The 23,452-nt window shown below is 39.4% G+C and carries 22 protein-coding genes and 3 tRNA genes; 15 read left to right on the top strand and 10 right to left on the bottom strand.

Going from position 1 to position 23,452, the window contains the following annotated elements:
* Positions 1-14 precede the first annotated feature (14 nt).
* Entirely contained in the window at positions 15-1,355 is a 1,341-nt protein-coding gene (locus tag M5E07_RS05030) for a CitMHS family transporter (protein WP_252222568.1), read from the top strand.
* A 64-nt stretch (positions 1,356-1,419) separates the two neighbouring features.
* On the opposite strand, the gene M5E07_RS05025 is transcribed toward M5E07_RS05030, so the two are convergent.
* The 3 genes from M5E07_RS05025 to M5E07_RS05015 all read right to left on the bottom strand — a co-directional run bounded on the left by M5E07_RS05025 (position 1,420) and on the right by M5E07_RS05015 (position 4,409).
* Complete coding sequence (locus M5E07_RS05025) at positions 1,420-1,926, bottom strand: hypothetical protein (RefSeq protein WP_116761748.1); 507 nt, start codon at positions 1,924-1,926, stop codon at positions 1,420-1,422.
* 159 nt (positions 1,927-2,085) lie between these two features.
* Positions 2,086-3,078 (bottom strand): NAD(P)H-quinone oxidoreductase, encoded by a 993-nt coding sequence (locus M5E07_RS05020; protein ID WP_252222566.1) that lies wholly within the window; start codon positions 3,076-3,078, stop codon positions 2,086-2,088.
* Positions 3,079-3,227: 149 nt separating this feature from the next.
* Positions 3,228-4,409, bottom strand: coding sequence for a S1C family serine protease (locus tag M5E07_RS05015; protein ID WP_116761752.1), 1,182 nt, complete (start codon positions 4,407-4,409; stop codon positions 3,228-3,230).
* A gap of 167 nt (positions 4,410-4,576) precedes the next feature.
* Between M5E07_RS05015 and M5E07_RS05010 the strand changes: the two genes are divergently transcribed.
* The 8 genes from M5E07_RS05010 (at position 4,577) to M5E07_RS04975 (ending at position 8,432) form a co-directional block, all read left to right on the top strand.
* Positions 4,577-5,335 (top strand): Nif3-like dinuclear metal center hexameric protein, encoded by a 759-nt coding sequence (locus tag M5E07_RS05010; protein ID WP_116761754.1) that lies wholly within the window; start codon positions 4,577-4,579, stop codon positions 5,333-5,335.
* Positions 5,336-5,533: 198 nt separating this feature from the next.
* Positions 5,534-6,160 carry a superoxide dismutase SodB gene (sodB, locus tag M5E07_RS05005; RefSeq protein WP_116761857.1) on the top strand — a complete coding sequence of 209 codons (627 nt, stop codon included), beginning with the start codon at positions 5,534-5,536 and terminating at the stop codon, positions 6,158-6,160.
* 147 nt (positions 6,161-6,307) lie between these two features.
* Positions 6,308-6,383: transfer RNA gene (locus M5E07_RS05000), tRNA-Asn, on the top strand.
* 4 nt (positions 6,384-6,387) lie between these two features.
* Positions 6,388-6,463: transfer RNA gene (locus M5E07_RS04995), tRNA-Asn, on the top strand.
* Between the two features lie 132 nt (positions 6,464-6,595).
* On the top strand, positions 6,596-6,901 hold the full coding sequence (locus M5E07_RS04990) for a hypothetical protein (protein WP_116761756.1): 306 nt from the start codon (positions 6,596-6,598) through the stop codon (positions 6,899-6,901).
* Between the two features lie 99 nt (positions 6,902-7,000).
* Positions 7,001-7,076: transfer RNA gene (locus tag M5E07_RS04985), tRNA-Asn, on the top strand.
* Positions 7,077-7,128: 52 nt separating this feature from the next.
* Positions 7,129-7,572, top strand: coding sequence for a DUF2726 domain-containing protein (locus tag M5E07_RS04980; protein ID WP_252222564.1), 444 nt, complete (start codon positions 7,129-7,131; stop codon positions 7,570-7,572).
* A gap of 230 nt (positions 7,573-7,802) precedes the next feature.
* A complete protein-coding gene (locus M5E07_RS04975; RefSeq protein ID WP_252222562.1) occupies positions 7,803-8,432 on the top strand; it encodes a helix-turn-helix domain-containing protein in 630 nt (209 codons plus the stop codon).
* A gap of 34 nt (positions 8,433-8,466) precedes the next feature.
* On the opposite strand, the gene ppk1 is transcribed toward M5E07_RS04975, so the two are convergent.
* Both ppk1 and mtgA read right to left on the bottom strand, forming a co-directional pair.
* A complete protein-coding gene (ppk1, locus tag M5E07_RS04970; RefSeq protein WP_252222560.1) occupies positions 8,467-10,548 on the bottom strand; it encodes a polyphosphate kinase 1 in 2,082 nt (693 codons plus the stop codon).
* Positions 10,549-10,678: 130 nt separating this feature from the next.
* On the bottom strand, positions 10,679-11,353 hold the full coding sequence (gene mtgA / locus M5E07_RS04965; protein WP_252222558.1) for a monofunctional biosynthetic peptidoglycan transglycosylase: 675 nt from the start codon (positions 11,351-11,353) through the stop codon (positions 10,679-10,681).
* Between the two features lie 78 nt (positions 11,354-11,431).
* On the opposite strand from mtgA, the gene M5E07_RS04960 reads away from it, so the two are divergent.
* Positions 11,432-12,250: a rhomboid family intramembrane serine protease gene (locus M5E07_RS04960; RefSeq protein ID WP_252222556.1), complete on the top strand. Its 819-nt coding sequence runs from the start codon at positions 11,432-11,434 to the stop codon at positions 12,248-12,250.
* A gap of 17 nt (positions 12,251-12,267) precedes the next feature.
* On the opposite strand, the gene M5E07_RS04955 is transcribed toward M5E07_RS04960, so the two are convergent.
* Together M5E07_RS04955 and M5E07_RS04950 are read right to left on the bottom strand one after the other, a co-directional pair.
* Positions 12,268-14,739, bottom strand: a complete 2,472-nt coding sequence (locus M5E07_RS04955; RefSeq protein ID WP_252222554.1) for an ABC transporter permease — start codon at positions 14,737-14,739, stop codon at positions 12,268-12,270.
* On the bottom strand, positions 14,736-15,440 hold the full coding sequence (locus M5E07_RS04950) for an ABC transporter ATP-binding protein (RefSeq protein WP_252222552.1): 705 nt from the start codon (positions 15,438-15,440) through the stop codon (positions 14,736-14,738). Before M5E07_RS04950 ends, M5E07_RS04955 begins: the two co-directional genes overlap by 4 nt.
* Positions 15,441-15,534: 94 nt before the next feature.
* Between M5E07_RS04950 and M5E07_RS04945 the strand changes: the two genes are divergently transcribed.
* Complete coding sequence (locus M5E07_RS04945) at positions 15,535-16,113, top strand: arylesterase (RefSeq protein ID WP_416224527.1); 579 nt, start codon at positions 15,535-15,537, stop codon at positions 16,111-16,113.
* A gap of 41 nt (positions 16,114-16,154) precedes the next feature.
* On the opposite strand, the gene M5E07_RS04940 is transcribed toward M5E07_RS04945, so the two are convergent.
* Positions 16,155-16,769, bottom strand: coding sequence for a carbonic anhydrase (locus tag M5E07_RS04940; protein ID WP_116761772.1), 615 nt, complete (start codon positions 16,767-16,769; stop codon positions 16,155-16,157).
* A 376-nt stretch (positions 16,770-17,145) separates the two neighbouring features.
* Between M5E07_RS04940 and M5E07_RS04935 the strand changes: the two genes are divergently transcribed.
* Positions 17,146-18,114, top strand: coding sequence for an alpha/beta fold hydrolase (locus tag M5E07_RS04935; protein ID WP_228157543.1), 969 nt, complete (start codon positions 17,146-17,148; stop codon positions 18,112-18,114).
* A 12-nt stretch (positions 18,115-18,126) separates the two neighbouring features.
* A complete protein-coding gene (locus tag M5E07_RS04930; protein WP_252222550.1) occupies positions 18,127-19,137 on the top strand; it encodes a hypothetical protein in 1,011 nt (336 codons plus the stop codon).
* Positions 19,138-19,165: 28 nt separating this feature from the next.
* Here M5E07_RS04930 and M5E07_RS04925 read toward each other — a convergent pair whose 3' ends face one another.
* Together M5E07_RS04925 and nfuA are read right to left on the bottom strand one after the other, a co-directional pair.
* Entirely contained in the window at positions 19,166-21,394 is a 2,229-nt protein-coding gene (locus M5E07_RS04925) for a TonB-dependent siderophore receptor (RefSeq protein ID WP_252222548.1), read from the bottom strand.
* Between the two features lie 205 nt (positions 21,395-21,599).
* Positions 21,600-22,238, bottom strand: coding sequence for a Fe-S biogenesis protein NfuA (gene nfuA, locus M5E07_RS04920; protein ID WP_116761780.1), 639 nt, complete (start codon positions 22,236-22,238; stop codon positions 21,600-21,602).
* Between the two features lie 159 nt (positions 22,239-22,397).
* Between nfuA and M5E07_RS04915 the strand changes: the two genes are divergently transcribed.
* Positions 22,398-23,015 carry a rhomboid family intramembrane serine protease gene (locus M5E07_RS04915; RefSeq protein WP_116761782.1) on the top strand — a complete coding sequence of 206 codons (618 nt, stop codon included), beginning with the start codon at positions 22,398-22,400 and terminating at the stop codon, positions 23,013-23,015.
* A 186-nt stretch (positions 23,016-23,201) separates the two neighbouring features.
* A complete protein-coding gene (locus tag M5E07_RS04910; protein ID WP_434087795.1) occupies positions 23,202-23,375 on the top strand; it encodes a hypothetical protein in 174 nt (57 codons plus the stop codon).
* Positions 23,376-23,452 lie beyond the last annotated feature (77 nt).

Genomic DNA, 23,452 nt, shown 5'->3' with positions numbered 1-23,452 from the left:
CAAAGGACTGATCCATGCTGACTATCTTAGGCTTGGGCATGATTATTTGCTTTATGTATTTAATCATGTCCAAGCGTTTGAGCGCTCTTGTCGCTTTAACTTTAATTCCAATTCTTTTTGCATTAATTACGTATGCTTTAAGCTTTTTTGTTGACAGTCTAGCAGGATTTAATATTTCAGAATTAGGCAACATGATGATGGAGGGGATTAAGAAACTTGCCCCGACAGGTGTCATGCTGTTATTCGCTATTCTTTATTTTGCCATCATGATTGATACAGGCTTGTTTGATCCATCTGTGAAATGGATTTTAAAACAAGTCAAAGGTGACCCTCTGAAAGTGACTTTAGGGACAATCACATTGACCCTGATTGTGTCATTAGATGGTGATGGTTCAACGACTTATATGATCTGTGTTGCTGCGATGCTACCACTGTATAAACGTATTGGTATGAGCCCTTTGATTATGGCGTGCTTAATGATGCTTGCCAGCGGCATCATGAATTTAACTCCATGGGGTGGACCAACGGCACGTGCTGCAACTGCACTACACGTAGACCCAAATGATGTATTTGTACCAATGCTATTTCCAATGTTTGTCGCAATTATCTGGTTATACTTTTTAGGTTTTATGTATGGTCGCATGGAACGTAAACGTATTGGAATAGTCGAATTAGATATTAGTCATGGAGATAACATTCAAATCTCTCAAGTCCCTGAAGCGAACCGCCATCATCTGCGTGTATTTAATGCGGTGTTAACACTGGGACTCATGTTTGCCTTAGTTATGGGTATTTTACCTGCACCAATTTTATTTATGGTGGCATTGTGTATTGCGTTGATTGTGAATTATCCAGATTTAGATATGCAAAAGCGTTTAGTTGGCAATCACTCTGCAAGTGCATTGGCTGTGGTCGGTATTATTTTTGCCGCAGGTATATTCACAGGTATTCTTTCAGGCACTGGTATGGTCGATGCTATGTCCAAAGAATTGGTAGCAATTATTCCTCCAAGCATGGGACCTTATTTAGCACCTATCACTGCTGTGATAAGTATGCCACTCACCTTTTTTATGTCAAATGATGCCTTCTATTTTGGTGTACTACCCGTATTGTCTGAAGCCGCTGGGCATTATGGCATTAGCCCTGCTGAAATGGCTCGCGCTGCAATTGTTGGACAACCTGTACATCTCTTATCACCTTTGGTTCCATCGACTTATTTATTGTGCGGACTTGCAGGAATCAATTTTGGTGAACATCAAGAGTTCACCATTAAGTGGGCAGTTATTACTTGCTTAGTGATGTTAGTCACTGCTGTAATTTTTGGAATATTTCCACTTTATTCAACACTTGGATAAAAAACTGCTAATAAAAAAGAGCATCTCATGGTGCTCTTTTTTATTTTCATTGTGCATTAAAAGATTAATACTTTTCCAATAAAGCCTCTAAAACAGATTGATAGTGAATCAAAATATCATCTTCTAGAATTTTGTAGGCGTTGTCGAACTGCACCATTGGCCAACCCTGCTTCCAGAATGGGAAAATATTATGCAAATCTTCTGTCACCATCGCTTCTTCACGGGTAATTGCTTGTGCAATTTGCGCCAGAACTTGTGCTGTTTCAGCCCCATCAATGGCTAAATAATCAATCCCTTGCGCTTTTAAAATACGAATACGGTCTTTTTTATAACGAATTTTTTTCGCTTGAGTTGAATTTAAATGTAAAGCCAACGTCACTGCTTCAACAAAATTTTCTTCAAAAGCTTGGTGTAATGCTACTAAAGCCTGTTTATGTGCTTCCTGACGTCCAGCCTTGCCTCCATCACGAATGATTTGATTGGCTTCAACATTGAGCTTATCGTTTTTCATAGACTTTAAGATGTCTAAAATTTCGATATCACTTAATTGCTCAGGAGATTGTTCAGTCATGCACTGCTCATTTACATTAAAAGGAATCTACTATTCTCTCATATTTCCAACATAAAGAGCAGTCTTTACTTCATGCCTAGGGATGAACATGAAGAGAAGCTTCAATATATTCTCATTACGCTATATTTAAGCTTACTTCATGATCAATAACTCAATGGGTTAAATCACTTCAACCACAATTTTACCAATATGCTCACCTGTATCCATAGCACGATGTGCATCTTGAATTTGGTCAAATTTAAAAGTTTTATAGATCATTGGAACACATTGACCTTGCTCCAATAACGGCCAAACATGCTCTTGCAAACCTTGGCGAATTTCTGCTTTTTCGGCTGTATTCCGCGCACGCATGGTCGAACCCGTAATCGTCAAACGCTTCATCATAATTTGACCAAGCTTGACCTCTTTGGCTTTTGCTCCACCAAGGAAGGCGATATAAACCAAACGACCATCTTTACGTAATAAGTTCAGGTTTTGTTCAAGATAAGGTGCACCCACAATATCTAGAATGACATCAACACCTGCCTGATCGGTCTTTTCTAAAATATAACTTTCAAAATTTTGTGTTTTATAATTAATTGCATCCGTTAAATGAGCAATAGCTTGAACTTTTTCATCTGAGCCAACGGTTGCAAAGGTTTTCAGACCCAGTGCATTACATAACATTAATGCTGTGGTCCCAATACCACTTGTGCCACCATGAATCAGCACCGTTTCTCCTGCTTTGGCTTTACCCATTTGAAACACATTGGCCCATACCGTAAAAAATGTTTCTGGAATTGCCGCAGCCTGCACATAGCTTAAGCCTGTTGGAATATTTAAAGTTTGGCTTTCAGGTACAACACAATATTCGGCATAACCACCACCATTGGTTAAACCACACACCTGATCACCGACTTCAAACTTCTGAACATCCGATCCGACTGCAACGACTTCACCAGCAACTTCTAAACCTGGCACAGGAGTCACACCTTTTGGCATTGGATATAAACCTTGACGCTGTAAAATATCTGGTCGATTCAATCCAAAAGCATGGACTTGAACCAAAACCTCATCAGCCTTAGGTTCTGGCACCACAGTTTGCTCAATGGCTAATTTTTCTGGTCCACCTACTTCGGTAATCACTACCTGATGCATCATTGGATTTGTCATGATGTTTCCCTATATTGCTTTATATTCTCACGCTGTATTTGACCATAAATGGATAAACGAATGAAGTAAAACGTCCTTATCAATTCGCCTAAGTGAGTTTGCTCTAGGTATAAAAAAAGCCCCTTTTCAGGAGCTTGTTTTTAAAATATTTATCTTTGCGGTAACGGAATATATTGCGAATCCGAATTCTGGACTTTACGTTCCCCAACCACCACATTCAGAGTTAATGGTTTACCAGCACGTTCGACTTGAATCTTGACGGTACTGTTCGGCGCTTGCAATGCCACATAATTAATCAAATGCGATGCTGAGGTAATTTTTTCCTCATTCACTTGAGTAATTTTATCGCCTTTTAATAATCCTGCTTGAGCTGCTGGCCCATTTTTTAGCACGTCTGCAACAACCACACCCGCTTGTTTTGGTTCAATAATATTTTCTTGCTGTACAGGCATTAAACTAATACCTAACCAACCACGAACCACACGACCATCTTTCAAAATTGAATTAAGCACTTGCTGACAGATTTTTGCAGGAATCGCAAAACCTATCCCCAGTGAACCACCTGATTGTGAGAAAATAGCAGTGTTGACCCCAATTAAATTGCCTGCTACATCAATCAAGGCTCCACCTGAGTTACCAGGATTAATTGCCGCATCAGTTTGAATAAAGTCTTCATAAGTATTAATGCCTAAATCTGAACGCCCTGTTGCAGAGATAATCCCTTGCGTTACAGTTTGACCAACACCAAATGGGTTACCAATCGCTAGTACCACATCCCCCACTTCATTACCACTCAGCTTAAAAGGTAATACAGGCAGTTTATCCAACTCAATTTTAATCACAGCTAAATCAGTATCAGGATCTGTACCAATAATTTTAGCAGCCGCACGTCGACCATCTTGTAATGCAACAATAATTTGATCAGCCTGAGAAACCACATGATTATTAGTCAAAATATAACCATCTGGGCGAACAATCACCCCAGACCCCAGACTATTTTCATTTTGTTCAGGATTTAATTGTTCTGGAAGTTGATTACCAAAAAACTCTCTAAATGCAGGATCATTCATGAGCGGGTGATCAAGTTGTTTGACTTTCTGTGTGGTAAAAATATTGACCACCGCAGGTGCAGCAACTTTTACCGCTGCACTATAAGACACTATCCCACCCGTTCTGGACGTATCAATCAGCGGTTCAACTTTTTCAGCAGGCATTTTTACGCCATCAGGAGCAACAGGCGCTTTTGGTTTTTGGTATTGTTGCCATGCAATAAAACCAATAATCACAATAATGAGTAACACCCAAGGTAACCATGTAAAGGTCCGGCGCACGTTTCTATCCTCTTAAAATATTTTAATTTATTAATAACGAAGAATTTATGCTTATTGTAAAGGCAAATACAGTTCGGTACACAAAATTCATGCAAGAGTTTTGTGATGCTTTAGTTACAATTCAAACTATGTTTTGATGATATTAATTCGTAACTTAAGAGACTTTTATGGCGACTCTGCAAGAAATTCTGCAATGGTGTAATGACACGTTAAAAACTCAAGAGTTTAAAGACTATGCACCCAATGGTTTACAAATTGAAGGACGCTCTGAAGTTAAAAAAATTCTCTGCGCAGTCACTGCTTCTCAAGAGGCAATTGATGCCGCGATTGCACAGCAAGCTGATCTACTCTTAGTCCATCATGGTTATTTTTGGAAAGGCGAACCCTACCCGATTACGGGTATGCGTGGAAAGCGTATTAAGACACTGATCCAAAATGATATTTCATTGGTGGCTTATCACCTTCCTTTAGATTCACACCCAATACTGGGAAATAATGCTGCAATTGCTGAAATTTTAGAACTGGAAAATATTGAGGCTTTAGATGCTTCAGAACGCCACCCTATCGGCAATATTGGTTATTTAAAGCAAGCGATTTCTCCAGAAGCTTTTAAGGAAATCCTCACGGAACGCTTAGGCTTTAACACTATTCATTTAAATGCGAATAAAAAAACCATTCAGAAAGTGGGTTTTTGTACAGGTGCAGCGCAAGACTTTATTGGCAAAGCTGCTGAGCAACTTTGTGATGCCTACATATCTGGAGAAGTCAGCGAACGAACGTATTATGAAGCGAAAGAATTGGATGTTCATTACTACGCTTGCGGACATCATGCGACTGAACGTTATGGTGTACAACGCCTAGGACAAGCTATTTCAGAACAGTTTAATCTTGAGTATAGTTATTTCGAATTAAACAATCCGATTTAATTTGGGCTGGGCAAATTTTCCTTACTTAAAATATGGATTTAAAGCAGTGTGATTAGATTTAAAGTATTTTTTATATACGTATAAATTCGAGCGCTATTCTGTATTGTTATTTAAAAGTATTGCGCAAATTTAGCCCAGAATCCTTTACAATAGTGCCACTTAATGTCAAAACCCAGCAAAATGCAAGGAATTGAAATCATGACAACGATCACTTTACCAGCACTTCCATATGGCTATGAAGATCTTGCTCCTCATATCAGCAAAGAAACTTTAGAATACCATCACGACAAACACCACAATACTTATGTTGTTAACTTAAACAACTTAATCAAAGGCACTGACCTTGAAGGTAAAACTTTAGAAGAAATCATCAAAGCTTCTGCTGGCGATGCTGCTAAAGTAGGTGTTTTCAACAATGCAGCTCAAGTTTGGAACCACACGTTCTACTGGAACTGTATGGCTAAAAACGGTGGCGGTAAAGCAACTGGCGCATTAGCAGCAAAAATTGATGAAACTTTTGGTTCATACGAAAAATTTGCTGAAGAATTTGCTGCTGCGGCAACAACTCAGTTCGGTTCAGGCTGGGCTTGGTTAGTGGCTGATGAAGTAAATGGCGCGCTTTCTATTATGAAAACTGCAAATGCCGATACTCCACTTGCTCACGGTAAAGTAGCAGTATTAACCATTGACGTTTGGGAACATGCTTACTACATCGATTTCCGCAATGCTCGTCCTAAATACATCACAACTTTCTTAGAAAGCTTAGTGAACTGGGACTATGCAAACGCGAAATATGCAGGTCAAGCTGCTGGTGTTGAAAAATAATTTTTATTTTTCTGCATAAAAAATCACCCTTTACGGGTGATTTTTTCATTTTTAGGCTTTAACTGAATAATTATAAATCAAATAAAACAATTATCTTCAGGAACGGGTTGACGACGCCTACTTTCATCCCTAAAATGCGCATCAGATTCTCCAATAGCTCAGTCGGTAGAGCGACGGACTGTTAATCCGCAGGTCCCTGGTTCGAGCCCAGGTTGGAGAGCCACTATTCTTCCATAGCTCAGTCGGTAGAGCGACGGACTGTTAATCCGCAGGTCCCTGGTTCGAGCCCAGGTGGAAGAGCCAAGATTCTAAAAAACCCACACATTATGTTGTGGGTTTTTTATTGCCTATATTTTAAAATCAATCTAATTGCAAATTGTAATTTCGTCGTATTTTGAATATCTTCACCACATAACAACAGCATAGAGAATAAAAATGAATCTGCCTTGGCTAAAATCCCTGATTTTTTGGATTGTTATCATTGTGGTTATTTTTGCTGCCTTTCAATGCACACAAAAGTCTGAAAATAATAAGTCTGCTTCTGCCCTGATGTACGAACGCTTATATCAATGTAGTCGTGATTTAGCTGGGAAAAACCCTAGCGTCTTAACAGCGATTCAAAAACAAATTCATTCGAATATGACTCAACAAGAACTCATGCAATTGATCAATTCATGTCGCCAAGCCAATCCCCTCAAAACGCAAGCCACTTATATTGACGCAATACAGCGTATTAAATAATCTATTTGCCTATTTTTAATTCACTTAACTGAAAATATTTGAATTTTTTAACTTTTTACTTGACCACTTGCGCTTCGCCCCCTAAAATGCGTTCCAGATTCTCCAATAGCTCAGTCGGTAGAGCGACGGACTGTTAATCCGCAGGTCCCTGGTTCGAGCCCAGGTTGGAGAGCCAAGATTCTAAAAACCCACTCAGTTTGTAGTGGGTTTTTTATTGAGTTCAATTTGTGTTTACATCAATTCAAACGCTGTTTTTTATTATTGGCTGTCTGGCAAGTTTTTTTTTGCTTCTGATGCTATTCCAACATTTTTTTTGGAATCGGCAGCAATTTTATCAAAAACCCCTCATTACGGCCTTTGAACAAAAAATGTTTGTTCGACTGAATGAAGCACTGCCTGAACATCATATTTTGGCACAAGTCGCATTTAGTGCCCTAATTACCAGTGACAATTTCAAAATACGTCAACAATTCAATCGAAAAGTCACAGATTTTGTGGTGTTAAATCGTGATATGAAAGTTATCGCAATTATTGAATTAGATGACCCAAGTCATATTGGTAAAGAAGATGAAGACCGTCAACGCGACTTAATGCTGACAGAAGCAGGTTATACGGTATTTCGTTATACCTCTATACCAAGTGCACGCGAACTGCGCAAAGATTTACTTTAATTTCTCTTAAACAATAATATTCATGAACATTTATTCTAATAAAAAAAACAATCTCAACAAATTACCTAAAATTCACAACAAAATTAAAACCATTTTCAATTAATTTTTATTCAACAAATACTTACACTAGCACCAGAGACAGAAAATCCCAATTTACAGGTATAGAACATTTTCAGTATTTGGAACACAGTCAAAAGGTAATTGGATGCTCAAGTTTAGGACAAAAAATAGTGAATGAGCTTTTACTCCCAGCACCCGTATTAATTCTCTCGGAAGAAATGAATTTAGACCTTCGCCTTAGAATATTATTGATGGAGTTAGGCTACCCTGCGCCTTTAATTCACTCTACACCTTATTTAGATGATGCACTTGAAATCTACCGTTTACATTTACCCAATATTGTCCTAGTCGATCTCAATTTTACGCAAGTGCCTTTACACGATTTAATACGCTCATTAAAAGCTTATCATCCTTATGTGGTCATTATTTTACTGGCGCCCAAAGGGCAAACAGAGCAAATCTTCCGAGGAATTCAATCTGGCGCATATGGCTACTTTTTTATTGAGCAGACTGACCGTGAGATTTTGCAACAGATCAGAACCATTTTAAGGGGTGGTGCAACCTTACATGGCGAATTGGCACAATATATTCTCAATACTCAGACTCAAAACCAAGCTCAACAATTCATCAACCATTTTAAAGAAAGCCCAAGCCAATTGTTCTCTGATATCGAGTTAGAAATTTTATCTTTGCTCGCAAATCAGTTAAATACTCGTGAAATTGCGCATAAATTGGGGATTCCTCTTTACAGCGTAGAAGGGCGGATCAAATCGATTTACCGGCATTTAAGTCATAAATAAGAAAGAGCCTACTTGAGGCTCTTTCTTTTGACTGTTATTTAATGATTTCTAACAAGGTCCGTTGGGCATTATGTGGCTCTTCCCCTTCTGCCACTTGAGCACGTACCCATGAACCATCACCTTGTAATAGCCATGCTTGTTGATTGTCTTTTAGATAAGTGAGTAAGCCCTGCTGATAAATCCGTTTTTTTAATGCAGGATCTTCAATTGGGAAGCAAGCCTCAACACGATTAAATAAATTACGATCCATCCAGTCCGCACTTGAACAGTAGATATGTGGATTGCCATTATTACTAAAATAGTAAACCCGTGTATGTTCCAAGAAACGCCCAACGATAGAACGTACACGAATATTCTCTGACAAACCCGGAAGCCCAGGACGTAAACAACAAATAGAACGAATAATAAGGTCTATCTGCACGCCCGCCTGCGAAGCTTCATACAGCTTATTAATCAACTGCAATTCCGTCAGGGCATTTACCTTCACAATAATCTGTGCTGGTTTTCCTGCTTTGGCATTGGCAATTTCATCATCAATAAAATTGATCAACTGGGCATGTAACGTAAATGGCGCATGCAAAAGCTTTTTCAGCTTTGCCATTTTGCCCATACCTGTTAACTCTTGGAAAATGCGATGTACATCTTCACACAGTTCTTTGTCGGTTGTGAGTAAACCGTAGTCGGTATAAATACGGGCATTACCTGCATGGTAATTTCCTGTACCTAAATGGACATAACGTACCAGTTTATTATTTTCACGGCGGACAACTAGAATCATTTTGGCATGCGTTTTATAGCCAACAATACCATATACCACCACAGCGCCTGCTTCTTGTAAAACATTGGCCACTGCAATATTCGACTCTTCATCAAAACGAGCACGTAACTCAATCACCGCGGTGACTTCTTTACCATTACGCGCTGCTTCTGCCAAGACTTGTACAATCTCAGAATCTGCTCCACTACGGTACAACGTTTGCTTAATTGCTAGAACTTGTGGGTCTCGCGCAGCTTCACGTAACAAGTTAATGACTGGAGCAAAGGATTCAAACGGATGATGCAATAAAATGTCTTGCTTTTGCATCGCTGAAAAAATGTTTTCAGATTTTTTCAACACTTTAGGAATTACAGGCGTATGTGAGTCATAGCGCAAATGTGGACGCTTAAAATTTGACAACAATCGTGCCAAATTTACTGGACCATCCACTTTATACAACTGCTCTTCTTCTAAATCGAATTCATTCAGCAAGTAATCATAAATATGTTTAGGGCAGTTTTCAGTGACCTCTAAACGTACCGCACGACCAAAGCGACGTGAATTTAGCTCACCTTTTAACGCTTTCGCTAAGTCTTCTACATCTTCATTTAAAGCCAAGTCTGCATTCCGCGTTACGCGGAACTGATAACAACCCGTTGCGATCATTCCCGGGAATAGGTCGGAAACATGCTCATGAATAATCGCAGATAACATGACATGGTGCTCTTTACCACCCGTCAGCTCATCGGGTAAGCGTACAACACGCGGCAATGAACGTGGTGCAGGTACGACAGCCAAATCAATTTGACGACCAAAGGCATCTTTACCTTCTAAAGTCACAATGAAGTTCAAGCTTTTGTTAACTAAACGTGGGAATGGATGTGCAGGGTCTAAACTAATCGGGGTTAATACTGGAGCAACCTGTTCTTGGAAATACTTTTTCACCCAAGAAGATTGAGCGGGGGTTAGCTCGCCACGACGTAAAAAACAAATATCTTCTTCGCGCAGTTTCGCTAAGATTTCTTCATTTAAAATACGATATTGGCGTTCAATCGCAGCATGTGTCGTTTGCGAAATTTGATCTAAAACCTGTTTTGGGGTCAGACCATCGGGGGTATGACTTTCATTGCCCAAATCCAACTGTTCCAACATGCCAGCAACACGAATTTCAAAGAACTCATCTAAATTTCTTGAAAAAATCAGCAAGAAATTCATGCGTTCTAGCAATGGATGCAACGGATCGACAGCTTGCTCAAGAACACGTAAATGGAAATCTAAAATTGAAAGTTCCCGATTAATAAATCGATCATTATAAGTATATTCAACTGGCTCTAATGGAGTCTGTGCCGCCGTATTCATAATCAACCCATGATTTTAAGACGTTATCTGTATAGTCATAAGTATGCTTCAATTTTGTGACATTTTCATAAAAAAGCCCAAAATAATTTGGGCTTATGTTGCTTTATACTGATCGCTGAATTAGGCCGTATTAAGGGATTTGGCTATAACGCATATATTTACGAATCATTCTTTTACGAATTTGGACTTTTCGATCATTTTGATGATCTTGATAGTATTTAGGATTAGGTAAAATTGCTGCTAAAAATACTGCCTGATCACGGGTTAAACTTCGCGCACTTTTGCCAAAATAATGCTGTGTTGCTGCTTCAACCCCGTAAATATTTTCCCCAAACTCTACCGAGTTTAAATAGACTTCCAGAATACGCTGTTTTGACCACATAAGCTCCATCATCCAAGTGGCGACAGCCTCTTGCCCTTTACGAATAAAAGAACGCTTATTGTATAAAAATAAGTTTTTCGCCAACTGTTGAGAAATAGTCGATCCGCCCGCAACCACTTTGCCTTTGTCTTGGTTACGTTCTAAAGCGTATTGCATGCCTTCCCAGTCAAAACCATGATGGTGCATGAATTTTCCATCTTCAGAAGTGACCACAGCGCGTTTTACATAATCACTAATCTCATCATAATCCCGCCATGTGTGCTGAATTGGTTTTGATGGTTCAGACCAGTAATCTAGACGCATAAACATCGTGGTTTCAACTGGATGTGTACGCCACCAGACTAAACTACTAAAAATCCATAGCTGTACAAGTAGAATCAAACTGACAATGACTAACAAAGTTCGAACAAAAAAAGCTTTCATGTCAGTAAGTTGCTCCTAATATTTTCATTCTTTCGTGCTAAGCTTGGTTAAAATGTAGATTCAAAGTCAAACAATAGCATGTCTCATTCAACACCACCTTGGGTTCCAAGCAAACTGAATATGCAGGATTGGTGGCTCACCACCCTTTTCATTGCCATCAATGTGGGTTTATTCCTCTGGCAAATTGTCTCAGGGGTCAATGTCAGCGATCCAAGCCTAGCAGATGCTATTCGCTGGGGAGCTGATTATGCACCTTTAACCTTTTTAGAGGAACCCACTCGCCTGTTCAGCAGCATGTTTTTTCATTTTGGGCTGATTCATTTAATGTTAAACATGTGGGCATTGTATATTTTTGGCAGTGTCGCAGAACAACTCTTTGGTCGGTTCTATTATTTCATGCTCTATTTTGCCGCAGGATTAATGGGTAGTCTCTTTAGTGGTTATTTGGCAATACATGACACGCTAAGTATGTTGAATCAGCAGGTGATTGATCCCTCTTTACTGCCACATGTCAGCGCAGGTGCCTCTGGTGCTGTGATGGGCTTAGGTGGTGCTTTAACCTTACTATCCCTCTTTCCTGTTCTACCACAACAACGCTTTATTCTAGATAAAAAGACCTTAATTATGGTCATGGGCATTAACTTGGTGATTGGACTCACGATCTCTGGAATTAATAATGCTGCGCATGTTGGCGGAATGCTAATGGGCGCGGTTCTCGCAGGTATTTGGTATTTGTGCCAAAAGTGGCAAAAACCTGCCCTAAGCTTCATTTTAGGTACAACTGTAGCCGTCGTGAGCTGCTGGTTTCTATACCAGTATTGCCTGCAACAAGTTCAACTGATTCAACCGATTTGGGCTGAATTATTACAGGCTATGCGTCAACGCTACCATTTTTAAAGACAGAGAGAGGAATCTTAAGATTGATTCATCTCTCTTAAACTTTGTAAAGGTGGGATATCGCAGAGATAACTCAAACGATAACGCCCAATCAGCGCGCATAACAACATCATGCTCACGGGTAGAATCAACCAGATTTCCCAATGGACTTGCATACTTAGATTCATTCGATAACTGGCAATTGCACTGATCAATTCGGCAAAGAAACAAGCCACAATACCCGCCAATAACCCCATAAAGCCAATTTCCAGTGTCAGCATATTTTTGAGCATGCGCTTAGAGCTACCAAATGAACGGAGTAAAGCAACTTCCCTTTTTCGCTCATCCATCAATAAATTAAGACAGGCAATTAAGACCAAAATACCCGCAAGACTGACCAATGAAGCAAGAATAGTGACGACTTGAATCAACACATTCATCAAGCGCTTAATCTCATCCAGTATTAAGCCCACATCAATAAAGACGGTATTACTAAATTGCTGAATTAATTGAATCAGTTTTGGTTTGTCTTGTTCTGGAACATAAAAACTCCCCAAATAACTGCCTGCATTTTCATCGAGCGTTTGTGGTGAAAAGATAAAGAAAAAGTTCGGGCTAAAACTTTCCCATTCAACTTCTCTTAAATTGACTACTTTGGCATGTAGCATGCCTTCAGGCAAACTAAAGCTTAACCGATCACCCACCTGTATACCCAATTCTGCCGCGGTTTTCGCTTCGACAGAAACCTCTCCAACATGAGTAAATTTTGCTTGTCCTTGCACAATCTTATTGTCTGTTGGCAAGCTGCTACTTTGCGTCAGGTTTAACTCACGGCGTAATGAGTTATTTTCTTTAACCAATTGCTCCGAAAAAGGTTGTTCATTTTTGGCCACCAATCGACCTCGAATATTCGGATACAATGGTGTGCTATTCCAGCCATGTGCCTGTAATTGCTGTTTAAACTGAGGTAGATCAAATGGCGGCAAACCATACACAAACTGATTAGGCGTACCTTGTGGCAACTGTTGTTGCCAACGTTCTAACAAGTCTGTACGCAGGACGGCCAAAACTGTAATCAAGCTTAGTCCTAGTGCCAAAGCGGTAATCTGAAATGCAGTCTGATAAGGTACTTTAACATAGGCCGAAACCGCCATTTTTAAGCGTTTTAAAGCTTTTAAAACCAGCCAGACCACAACATACAAGAGCACACTTAGGGCAATAATGCCACCAATCACCAAACTGGTTAACAGTAAATTCTCTGTCAGTATCAGACTAAAAATAAATAAACTCAGTGTGCCCGACAGTAAGGTCCATAATAGAACTTGCATAGACTGCGTTTGCTGACGAATCACTCGGATTGGTGGGGTGTACATCAATTGCCACAAATTCGGCAAAATAAAACCAGTTAATACCACTGCGCTGGTCAATATGGCAATCGGTAATGGTCCTTTCAACATTGCCCATGCAGAAAACTGAAGCTGCAAATTCGGAATCAGTTGCAGCATAAGCTGTAACAACCCATACCCTAAAGCCATTCCAAGTAACACCCCAATCAAAATGGAAATACTTAATATAACCAACAAAAGAGAAGCGTAGACTTTTAAAATTTGGGCTTTGGAAGCCCCCATGCAACGTAATAAAGCAATATAGTCTTGGTTTTGCTGTACATAACGTTGACTGGTCAATGCAATCGCGATACCACACAGCAAAATGGTCAAGATATTTGCCAACTGTAAAAAGGTATCTAAATTCTCAATTGGGCGCATCAAGCGCGTATTACCTTCAGTAGCATTCCGCAGTTTCAACCCATTGGCATCTTCAGTATTGACAGCGGTGGATTGTTGTTTTGCTTGTTGCTGCTTAAATTGCGTTTGAAACTGTTGAATATTCTTCGCATCGCCCGCCATCAGTAGACGGTAATCAATTCGGCTGCCGACTTGAATGGCGTTGGTTCGTGCAATATCTTGTTGTGCAATCATCACTGTTGGTGAAAAACCCGAAAAACCAAGTTCCTGATTCGAATCATGCTGAATCTTTGCAGAGACTTTAAACGTGCCATCTGCAATTTGAATTTGGTCTCCCAACTTCACCTGTAATAAATCCATCACCCGTGGACTTAACCAGACTTCCCCACTTTGAATCGCCTGCTGTTGAGGCTGAAGCTGTAACTGTCCTCGCAATGGAAAATGTGCATCAACAGCTTTAACATTCACCATGACAAATTGTGACTCAGTATGTGCCATGGAGTTAAACACAGTGACTTGCGACTGTTTTAAATGTAACGCAGTCGCCTGATCTTTCCAACGCTGTTCTATTTCCGACTGATCCGACAACACCAAATCTGCGGCCATCAGCTCTGCGGCTTGCAAAGTCACTGCATTCTGGATTTGCTCATTACTAAATTTGAGTGCTGTGGTCACGCTAATGGCCAGCAGTAAAGCAATAATCAACAAATACATACCGCTACTTTTCAGACTTTGCTTGAATAAAGGTCGAAATAGAGCACTCATGCGTGATCACCGCCCTGCACGTGTTCATGCAACTGACCTTCAAATAAATGCACATGGCGCTGACATTGTCTCGCCAATTTCAAATCATGCGTGACTAAAACCAGTGTGGTGCCTAACTCCTGATTTAAAGCAAATAGTAACTGCTCAATGTCTTTGGCAGTTTGACTGTCTAGATTTCCCGTAGGTTCATCTGCAAAAATAATTTTAGGCTGGCTAATTAAAGCTCGCGCAATCGCCACACGCTGTTGTTCTCCACCAGAAAGTACTTTTGGCGTTTGCTCCGCCTGTCGCTCTAACCCGACCTTTTTAAGTAGCTCTAAAGCACGTTGTTCTGCCTCTGCATATTGAAAATTAGCATGCAAACGCAAAGGCAACATGACATTTTCCAATGCGGTTAAGTGCGGTAAAAGTTGAAAAGATTGAAAAACAAAACCAATATACTTCAAACGGACAAGCGCTCGCTGTTCTTCATTAAGCGCAGCAATATTTTCTCCACAAACGGTTAACTCACCACCACTGGCTTGATCTAAAGTTGCTAAAATTCCCAACAAAGTCGACTTACCAGAACCTGAACGTCCTGTAATGGCAATTTGTTCACCTTCCATAATGTCGAGATTTAAATTTTCAAAAATTGAGAGACTTTTATCTGCAAGTTGTATTTTTTGTGTCAAATTCTGGGCAGAAATTACGGCTTGTGGCATGATGAATCTCTCTTCTATTGTGCTCAGGTTTTCGTCAGTTACTATGCGTCAATATCGTTTCAAAGTATTCGTTTATTCTTCAGTGATAGGGCTAATGCTCTGCCTAAATCCAATGCTGACCTCAGCTAAAACTATTATGATTCTCGGTGATAGTATTAGCGCAGGTTATGGTCTACAGCCACAACAAGGATGGGTCACACAGTTACAAAAACGATTAGACCAACAGTATCCGAAACAGCATCAAGTGGTCAATGCGAGTGTGAGTGGTGAAACTAGCAGTGGTGCTTTAGCACGTTTACCCAAACTACTTGCAACTTATAAGCCAAATATTGTGGTCATCGAACTGGGGGGAAACGATGGTTTGCGTGGTCAACCACCACAAATGATTCAACAAAATCTAGCACGTTTAGTTGAGCAAAGCCAAAAGGCGAAAGCAAAAGTTATTTTGTTTGGAATGAAAATTCCACCGAATTATGGCACCGCTTATAGCAAGGCTTTTCAACAAAACTACACTATTGTCAGTCAACGTTATCAAGTGAAATTACTGCCTTTCTTTTTAGAAGGCATCGCAGGTCATAAAAATTTAATGCAAAACGATTTAATTCATCCCAATGCACAAGCACAAGTAAAATTATTAAATCTCGCTTATCCATACATTAAAGGCGCTTTATAAAGCGCCTTTAATCACATCCATATTTTTATAGATCAGATGTCTTAGAAATCAAAAAAAATCACTTCGCCAGTTTCTAATGAATATTCAGCACCCACAACAATCATTTTGCCTTTCGCAATTAATTGTTCCAATACAGCCGAACCATGGCGTAATTGATTGACTGAAGCAAATACATTTGAACGAACGGCGTGGTTCGAAAGTTTTTTCAAATCGTTTTTCAGCTCAGTCTGCATCAAAGTTTCGACAGATGGGCGCACACGGTTCACAATTGACATTAAATTATTTGATGGTGGACAGTCTGGGTTCATTAAAGTGTCAATGGTCGCTTGAATGGCGCCACAATGGCTATGGCCAAGAACAACAACCACTGCGCAGTCATAACGTTCAGCAGCAAATTCCACACTACCCACTTGCGAAGGCGCAACCACGTTACCCGCAACACGAATAACAAATAGATCACCTAAGCCTTGGTCAAAAACCATCTCGGCAGGAACACGCGAGTCAGAACAACCCAGTACAATTGCAAATGGATTCTGATCTTCCGACATTTCAGCACGTTCTTGGTGCGTCAATTGTTTAGGGAGGGTTGTTTCCCCAGAAACAAAACGTTGGTTTCCTTTTTTAAGACGGTCTAATGCTTCTTGAGCCGTTAGCATTCTTTTTTCCACCATGATTTGAAGTGTCAATATTCTAATACCAGCAAAAATGAATGTCACTTGCAAAAAAGAATACTGCTAGGCATTTTTAGATTGGCAAAAAAGTTCAAACACTTTTTCCATTACATTGAAGTAAATCACATTATTGGGTTTTTATATCAATCATCTCAATAAACTTGTTCGTGACATTTTAGTGATTGTATTTACAATAGATCTTTATAAAGTCAAAGATTATTCTTTATACCAATTCCAGCTTTTTTGCAGTTTCAAAAATAGATTTTCGACAACAGAATTTTAGTAACAAGGATTTAAGTCAATGACACAAAGCAGTCAATATTTTTTTCATTTTGTTACTGCAATAGGAATCCTCATTACAATGTCATTGCTCAATATTGCTTCTGCCAAACCCCTACAGCTTTCTTCTGAGCAAATTACGCTACAAAATTATTTACAACAAGAACGTGAAGATTCCGGATTAAAAACCAAAACCCTCAAAGTAGGGGATATTCTTTGGAGCTATAACGAAGGAGGATCGAGCCAAAAACCTACTGTTTTACTGATTCATGGGTTTGGAGGAAATCGTGACAACTGGAACCGTGTCGCCTCTTATCTAACGCCAAACTATCACGTGATTGTGCCTGATTTACCCATTTATGGGGACACCAAAGTTCCTTCAAATTTTGATATTGCTGTTCCCAATGTCACCTCCAGCCTTCGACAATTTGCCGAAGCCATTGATATTGAAAATAAATTGAATATTGCAGGTCACTCTTTGGGTGGCTCAATTGCTACGCTCTATGCTGCGCAATATCCTTTTGATACGCAAAGCTTATTTCTGTTAAATAGTGCAGGCATCTATAAAAAAGCCAACACGCCTTACACGAGAGATCCTCATTTTTTAAAGCATATTATTGTGTCAAAACCTGGTGATTATGACGAAGTTCGCCATGAGATTATGCAAAATCCACCGAAACTTTCACCCGAACTCAAACGTGCTAAAGAGCAATTATTGATTGCACAAGCAGGTAGAAATAATCTGGTCATTGAGCAAATTTCGACATTAAATCGCATCTATACCCCTGAAACCTTTGCCAGAATTACCCGCAATGTAGAAGCACCAACTTTAATTTTATGGGGCAAACAAGATAAAATTTTTAATGTTGAGGTTGCAGATGAATTAAAATCTCTGTTGAAACGTGCCGAAGCACCTGTCATCCTGAATAATGTAGGTCATATGCCTTTGTTGGAAGCAGATAAACAAGTTGCGAATTACTATCTTCCGTTTCTTGCAAAGACCCAAAGTCTGAAAAATCCCTTGGCAGACCAACTGATTCCCTTACATTAAATTTGAATTTTTATGCAAAAACACCCCATGATTGAGCAACTGATCGAAGCTCATCTACAATTTTTAAATGATGAATTTACTCAGTCAGAAACCATTAAAAATGAGTTTGTTGAATTTTATCATTGGTTCAGAAAACAAAAATTAAAACAGATTTGGACTGTTGAGCAGATTCATCAATTGATTGACCAGCAAATCTTAAAGACGCCTGCCAGTGATTTTTTAATTGAACAAATTGCAGAGCATATTCGCTTTGCCTTGGTTCATCCCACAAATGACCAGACCAAAATCGCAGATGCAATTCCTGTGCTTACGGTCGATAAAATTGCTCAATATGTCGCCAGTAAAAGTGGGCATAGACAACGCTTAATTCATACCGTCGTGAACAACCCATCTTTCTCTGCCATGATTACACAACTCATTCAGCACGCGATTCATGACTATTTAGATAACTCCGTCATGGTCAAGCATGTGCCAGGTGTTTCTCGTTTTATGAAAATGGGGAAATCGGTTTTAGAAAGTGTGACTGATTCAAACTTAGATCAAGCCATTCAACATTATTTACAGAAAAATATTCAGAAACTCAGTCAAATGAGTGAACAAGTGCTAAATCAGCATTTTAATGACGATAAGCTTTATCATTTTCAAGCCAATTTATGGCATAAAATTAAAGACCTTCCGCTCAATGTGTTAAAAAATTATATTGAGATTGATGACTTGCCTCAAACTGTTGGCTTAGGTCATGAAATTTGGGATCATTTGCGCCAAACGGAATACTTAGAACAGCAAGTGAAAGATGGTATCTCTGCATGGTATGCACGCAATCAAGACCGAAGTTTTGATTTATTATTCAGAGACTTAAATATTGATGAAGCATTAATCCAAAATCAGTTACAGCATCTGTTAGAACCGATTATTCAGAATATGCTGCAAACAGATTACCTAGCTCAACGTGCGCGTCATTATTTAGAAAAGTTCTATTATTCCGACAGTACCTTAGCAATCTTGAAAAAAGGCGCTGAATAGCGCCTTTTGGTTCTGCCTTTAAATCAACTTAAAACTGATATTTCAGACTTGCATAATAAGCACGACCTGGTTCGTTGTAAGTTTGATTCACTGAGTTATCACGTAATAACTTTTCATCAAACAAATTGCTAACACCAAGACGACCACTGATTTGATCCGTGAATTTATAACCCGCATTGATGCCTGCTATACCATAACTTTTCACAGCCGTAACATTCATATCACCATTTTCAGTATTCGATTCTGCGTATTGACGTGGTTTTTGACGCCCATACTGGGTATATACAAAGTTCACATCCATGGCATCGGTGACGTTGTAGTTAAAGATAGAGTTAATCGTATAATTCGGCACAATCGACAGCGGGTTACCAGTCTTTTTATTCTCCGAATCCATCATATATGTCACATTATTGGTCCAACTTGCGTTATCAAAGGTTAAAGTTACACTTCCCTCCATCCCTTGAATCAATGCTTCGGGTACATTTTCCCACTGTAAAATGTTATGCCCCGCAGTTGAAGTGGCTAAAACCGTTTCACCTGCTGTAATTTTATTTTCATAATCGTTTCTAAACCAAGTCAAGCTAGCATTGACCATATCTTTTTCGAATTGAACACCTAATTCTTTATTGATAGATGTTTCAGGCTTTAGATCAGCATTACCAATTAAATAACATTGAGAAATTTGCGTAGCTTTAATCGGACAACCATTTCCGCGCGTATATAATAAGTATCCTTCTGAAGTTTGATACATATTTGGTGCTTTATACGCCTTTGCAATGCCGCCTTTCAGGGTAAAGTAATCGCCCAATTTCTGGGTAATGTTTAAGCTTGGACTCCAATTCGAACCTGATTTATTGTGGTCGTCGAAACGAATTCCAAGGACTAAATCAGTACTATCTGTCACCTTAAAGTTATCTTCAATATAGGCAGAAGCAATTCGAGACTCCATGCTCTCACGATCGGCAGCTAAGCTAATGAGTCCAGAAGCATCGGTTTGTACTGTGCTCGATGGATCGGTGAAATCATCTTCTACCCATTCAGCACCCAAGGTTAAAACTTGAGGAACAACAATCTCTAAAGGGATGTTCGTTTCTGCATTAAAACGTAATGTTTCTAAAGTTGAAGTCTTTTTATTAAATGAATTTGGACTTCCTTCTGGACCACCAGCAAGGGATTCTGGAATACGTTTATTCTTGGTTTTATCGTATTGTGCGATGAGTTTAGTATCACCCCAGTCCCATTTTCCTTCATGCGTTAAGGCATAACTATCACGATACATGGTATTGGTTTCTTGCCCTAATAAGCCTCGGACATAATCTGCATTGCTAAAGCTTCCACCTGTACCAGCGGCATCAAAGTTACTGTTTTGAATATCACCTGTATATTCATTGCCTTGTCGGCCTGTCGCAATATCCAATAAAAAGGTTTGCTGATCATTCACTTGCCAAGCCAGTCGTCCTGCAATATCTTGATTCTCTACACCTTCACGACCTGCTGCACGCGTTCCTGACTCAGTGAGAGGATTAATATCTGGTGCATCTGCATCGGTCTGGTTGTAATTACCATACAAGCGATAAGACAAGACATCTTTGACAATCGGACCACTTAAATTAAAGCCAATACGATTGGTTGCCCCTTCTTTAGAATCTTCTGGCTGATTGCCATACAGCTCTACCGAACCATGCACTTCATTAGTTACTTTCTTAGTTTTAATATTGACCACACCACCCATGGCACCTGAACCATAACGTGCAGCAGCGGGACCACGTAACACTTCAATCGATTCAATTGCATCTGCGGGAACCCAGTTAGAGTCACCGCGCGTATCACGTTCACCACGCCAACCATAACGGACTGAGTTTCTAGAATTAACAGGCTTACCATCAATCAAAATTAAGGTATTTTCGGGACCCATACCACGAATATCAATTTGGCGGTTGTTACCACGTTGTCCTGTTGCGCTGTTACCCGTCAAATTCACACCAGGCATACGACGAACATATTCAGAAATGTCATTCACTACAGGAAGCTTATCTAAATCTTCTTCAGTAATGATAGATGCCCCTAAGGATTGTTTTACTTGTTCTTCAGCAGTCAGAACAATTTTTTCGAGTTTGGTTGGATCTGTTTGTTGTGTCGTAATTTGCTCAGTTGAAGAAGTTTGCTGTTCTGTCTGTAAATCTTCAGCATTACTCATCACACTCATGACCGACAAAATTGAAAGTGCTAATGCTGATTGGACAATACGTCTGTTCATACAAATATCCCAAAGATGTGGAAGATAGAAAAAAACGTGAAATTTCGGTTTCAGAGTGTAACAAACATAAATATAAATGCAATTACTATTAATAATAATTATCATTAACATGTATTGATTGCTTATATTATTCATCGTTTTATATTGAACAGACGTAAAAAAACCTCCATTCTATGGAGGTTTTTTATTTATTTCATGCAAATATTTACTTGAAATATGCACCTTCTGCCTGAGTATGATCCGTCTGGTCAATCACACGCTGTAACTCTGGTACATGCTGTTTCAGCGTCGTTTCAACCCCTTGTTTCAAGGTCACATCAATCGCTGAACAACCTTGGCAACCACCACCAAATTTAAGTACAGCAGTTAAACCATGTTCTTCATCTTCAACCACTTCAACCAACGCACAGTTACCACCATGACCTGCCAAACCTGGATTGATTTCAGATTGTAAAATATAAGTAATACGCTCTTCGACAGAAGCATCAGGGCCAACGCGTGGCACTTTTGAGTTGGGTGCGCGGAAAGTCAACTGACCACCAAAACGGTCTTTGTTGTAGTCAATCACTGCATCTAATAAATATGGAATAGATGGTGCATCAACATAGGCAGGGAAATCTGGATAGTCTTGCTTATAATCTGTTGGCACAACTTCTTCAGGTGCGCTATATGCCATACAACATTCAGCACGAGGTGTTCCAGGATTTTCCACAAAAACGCGTACACCAATACCCGGAGTATTTTGTTTCGCCAATAAATCACGTAAATACTCTTGTGCAGTTGGTGTAATCAATAAGTTTGGAATTTCTTCTGCAACTGCAGTGCTGGTGTTCTCAGTCGACATAACAATATTTCCTCTAGCTGAAGTTGCCATTTTAACTGAAGATGCGGCTAAATTAAAAAAAATCAACTAAAATTGTCGGATTTATTCTAAAAGTCCTGTGCAATTAAACAATTAATGGCATTATTGAGCTTGAGTCATTAAAAATTGAACCTTTTCTATATGCTAAATCTGCCTTTCAACCATACTGTAGCGCTGATTATCATTACTGTGGTGGTTTCACTTCTGGCGTTTTCCAATCAGAAATTGATGAGTCGATTGATCTTTTGGCCACCAGCAATGCAAAAAGGACAATATGACCGTTTTATCACGCACGGTTTTATTCATGTCGATGGCGCTCATCTATTGTTCAATATGATCACCCTGTTTTTCTTTGGGAGTATTATTGAAAGCTTTTATCGTCAGTACTTTTATGACCTTGGCTTTGCCTTGTTTTATTTGGGTGGATTAATTTTTGCCATTTTACCAAGTTACTTAAAGCACAAAAATGACTTTCAATGGGCCAGCCTTGGTGCTTCTGGTGCAGTTTCCGCAGTTCTTTTTGCGTACATCCTATTTGAACCATGGAAGCTGATTTTTGTATTCTTTATTCCTGTTCCTGCCATTATTTTTGCGGTGCTCTACATTGCCTATAGCATTTGGTCAGGCAAACGAGGTAACTCTCATATTAACCATAGTGCGCACTTATGGGGCGCAGCATATGGCGTCGTTGTGACCATTTTACTTGAGCCACGTTTAATTCCACACTTCTTCAATAAACTAACTCAATTGCCATTTTAAATATTTTTAATCAAGGCTTTATATCATTGATGAATGGATGGAGACATTAACCGTCTCTGTCCATTTTCTTTTCACTTTTAAACATAAAATTTTATTTGATTACATCTTTTACATAAAATAAATCGTAACAATAAAGTGATTTCTCTAAAATTAAGCTTAAAACAATAGAATATGGAGAATAAATATATGTATAAATTTCTCATGATTATCGCCACTTGTCTCAGTTTAAATGTCCTAACGGCTTGTGCAGTACATACACGCGAAGGCAGTATTGTGGTTGATCCAAATGGCAACTTAGGACACTACGAACATGGCGGTGATTTCTGCCCACCGGGTCAAGCCAAGAAAGGGCGTTGTTAGTCATCGCTTAAATTGAATTTCCTCTGACTCTCGGTCTATTGCCCTGACTGAGAGTACCAGACGATTTCAACTTAGTT

It is taken from the genome of Acinetobacter tibetensis, assembly GCF_023824315.1.
Taxonomy (GTDB): domain Bacteria; phylum Pseudomonadota; class Gammaproteobacteria; order Pseudomonadales; family Moraxellaceae; genus Acinetobacter; species Acinetobacter tibetensis.
This window is presented reverse-complemented; position numbering and strand designations above follow the sequence as displayed.

What these genes read in the sequence shown, in the direction of transcription:
- M5E07_RS05030 (WP_252222568.1), top strand. Translation starts at nt 15, where the DNA reads ATGCTGACTATCTTAGGCTTGGGCATGATTATTTGCTTTATGTATTTA.
- M5E07_RS05025 (WP_116761748.1), bottom strand. Translation starts at nt 1,926, where the DNA reads ATGACTGAACAATCTCCTGAGCAATTAAGTGATATCGAAATTTTAGAC.
- M5E07_RS05020 (WP_252222566.1), bottom strand. Translation starts at nt 3,078, where the DNA reads ATGACAAATCCAATGATGCATCAGGTAGTGATTACCGAAGTAGGTGGA.
- M5E07_RS05010 (WP_116761754.1), top strand. Translation starts at nt 4,577, where the DNA reads ATGGCGACTCTGCAAGAAATTCTGCAATGGTGTAATGACACGTTAAAA.
- sodB (WP_116761857.1), top strand. Translation starts at nt 5,534, where the DNA reads ATGACAACGATCACTTTACCAGCACTTCCATATGGCTATGAAGATCTT.
- M5E07_RS04990 (WP_116761756.1), top strand. Translation starts at nt 6,596, where the DNA reads ATGAATCTGCCTTGGCTAAAATCCCTGATTTTTTGGATTGTTATCATT.
- ppk1 (WP_252222560.1), bottom strand. Translation starts at nt 10,548, where the DNA reads ATGAATACGGCGGCACAGACTCCATTAGAGCCAGTTGAATATACTTAT.
- mtgA (WP_252222558.1), bottom strand. Translation starts at nt 11,353, where the DNA reads ATGAAAGCTTTTTTTGTTCGAACTTTGTTAGTCATTGTCAGTTTGATT.
- M5E07_RS04960 (WP_252222556.1), top strand. Translation starts at nt 11,432, where the DNA reads ATGTCTCATTCAACACCACCTTGGGTTCCAAGCAAACTGAATATGCAG.
- M5E07_RS04955 (WP_252222554.1), bottom strand. Translation starts at nt 14,739, where the DNA reads ATGAGTGCTCTATTTCGACCTTTATTCAAGCAAAGTCTGAAAAGTAGC.
- M5E07_RS04950 (WP_252222552.1), bottom strand. Translation starts at nt 15,440, where the DNA reads ATGCCACAAGCCGTAATTTCTGCCCAGAATTTGACACAAAAAATACAA.
- M5E07_RS04945 (WP_416224527.1), top strand. Translation starts at nt 15,535, where the DNA reads ATGCTCTGCCTAAATCCAATGCTGACCTCAGCTAAAACTATTATGATT.
- M5E07_RS04940 (WP_116761772.1), bottom strand. Translation starts at nt 16,769, where the DNA reads ATGCTAACGGCTCAAGAAGCATTAGACCGTCTTAAAAAAGGAAACCAA.
- M5E07_RS04935 (WP_228157543.1), top strand. Translation starts at nt 17,146, where the DNA reads ATGTCATTGCTCAATATTGCTTCTGCCAAACCCCTACAGCTTTCTTCT.
- M5E07_RS04930 (WP_252222550.1), top strand. Translation starts at nt 18,127, where the DNA reads ATGCAAAAACACCCCATGATTGAGCAACTGATCGAAGCTCATCTACAA.
- M5E07_RS04925 (WP_252222548.1), bottom strand. Translation starts at nt 21,394, where the DNA reads ATGAACAGACGTATTGTCCAATCAGCATTAGCACTTTCAATTTTGTCG.
- nfuA (WP_116761780.1), bottom strand. Translation starts at nt 22,238, where the DNA reads ATGTCGACTGAGAACACCAGCACTGCAGTTGCAGAAGAAATTCCAAAC.
- M5E07_RS04915 (WP_116761782.1), top strand. Translation starts at nt 22,398, where the DNA reads ATGCTAAATCTGCCTTTCAACCATACTGTAGCGCTGATTATCATTACT.
- M5E07_RS04910 (WP_434087795.1), top strand. Translation starts at nt 23,202, where the DNA reads ATGTATAAATTTCTCATGATTATCGCCACTTGTCTCAGTTTAAATGTC.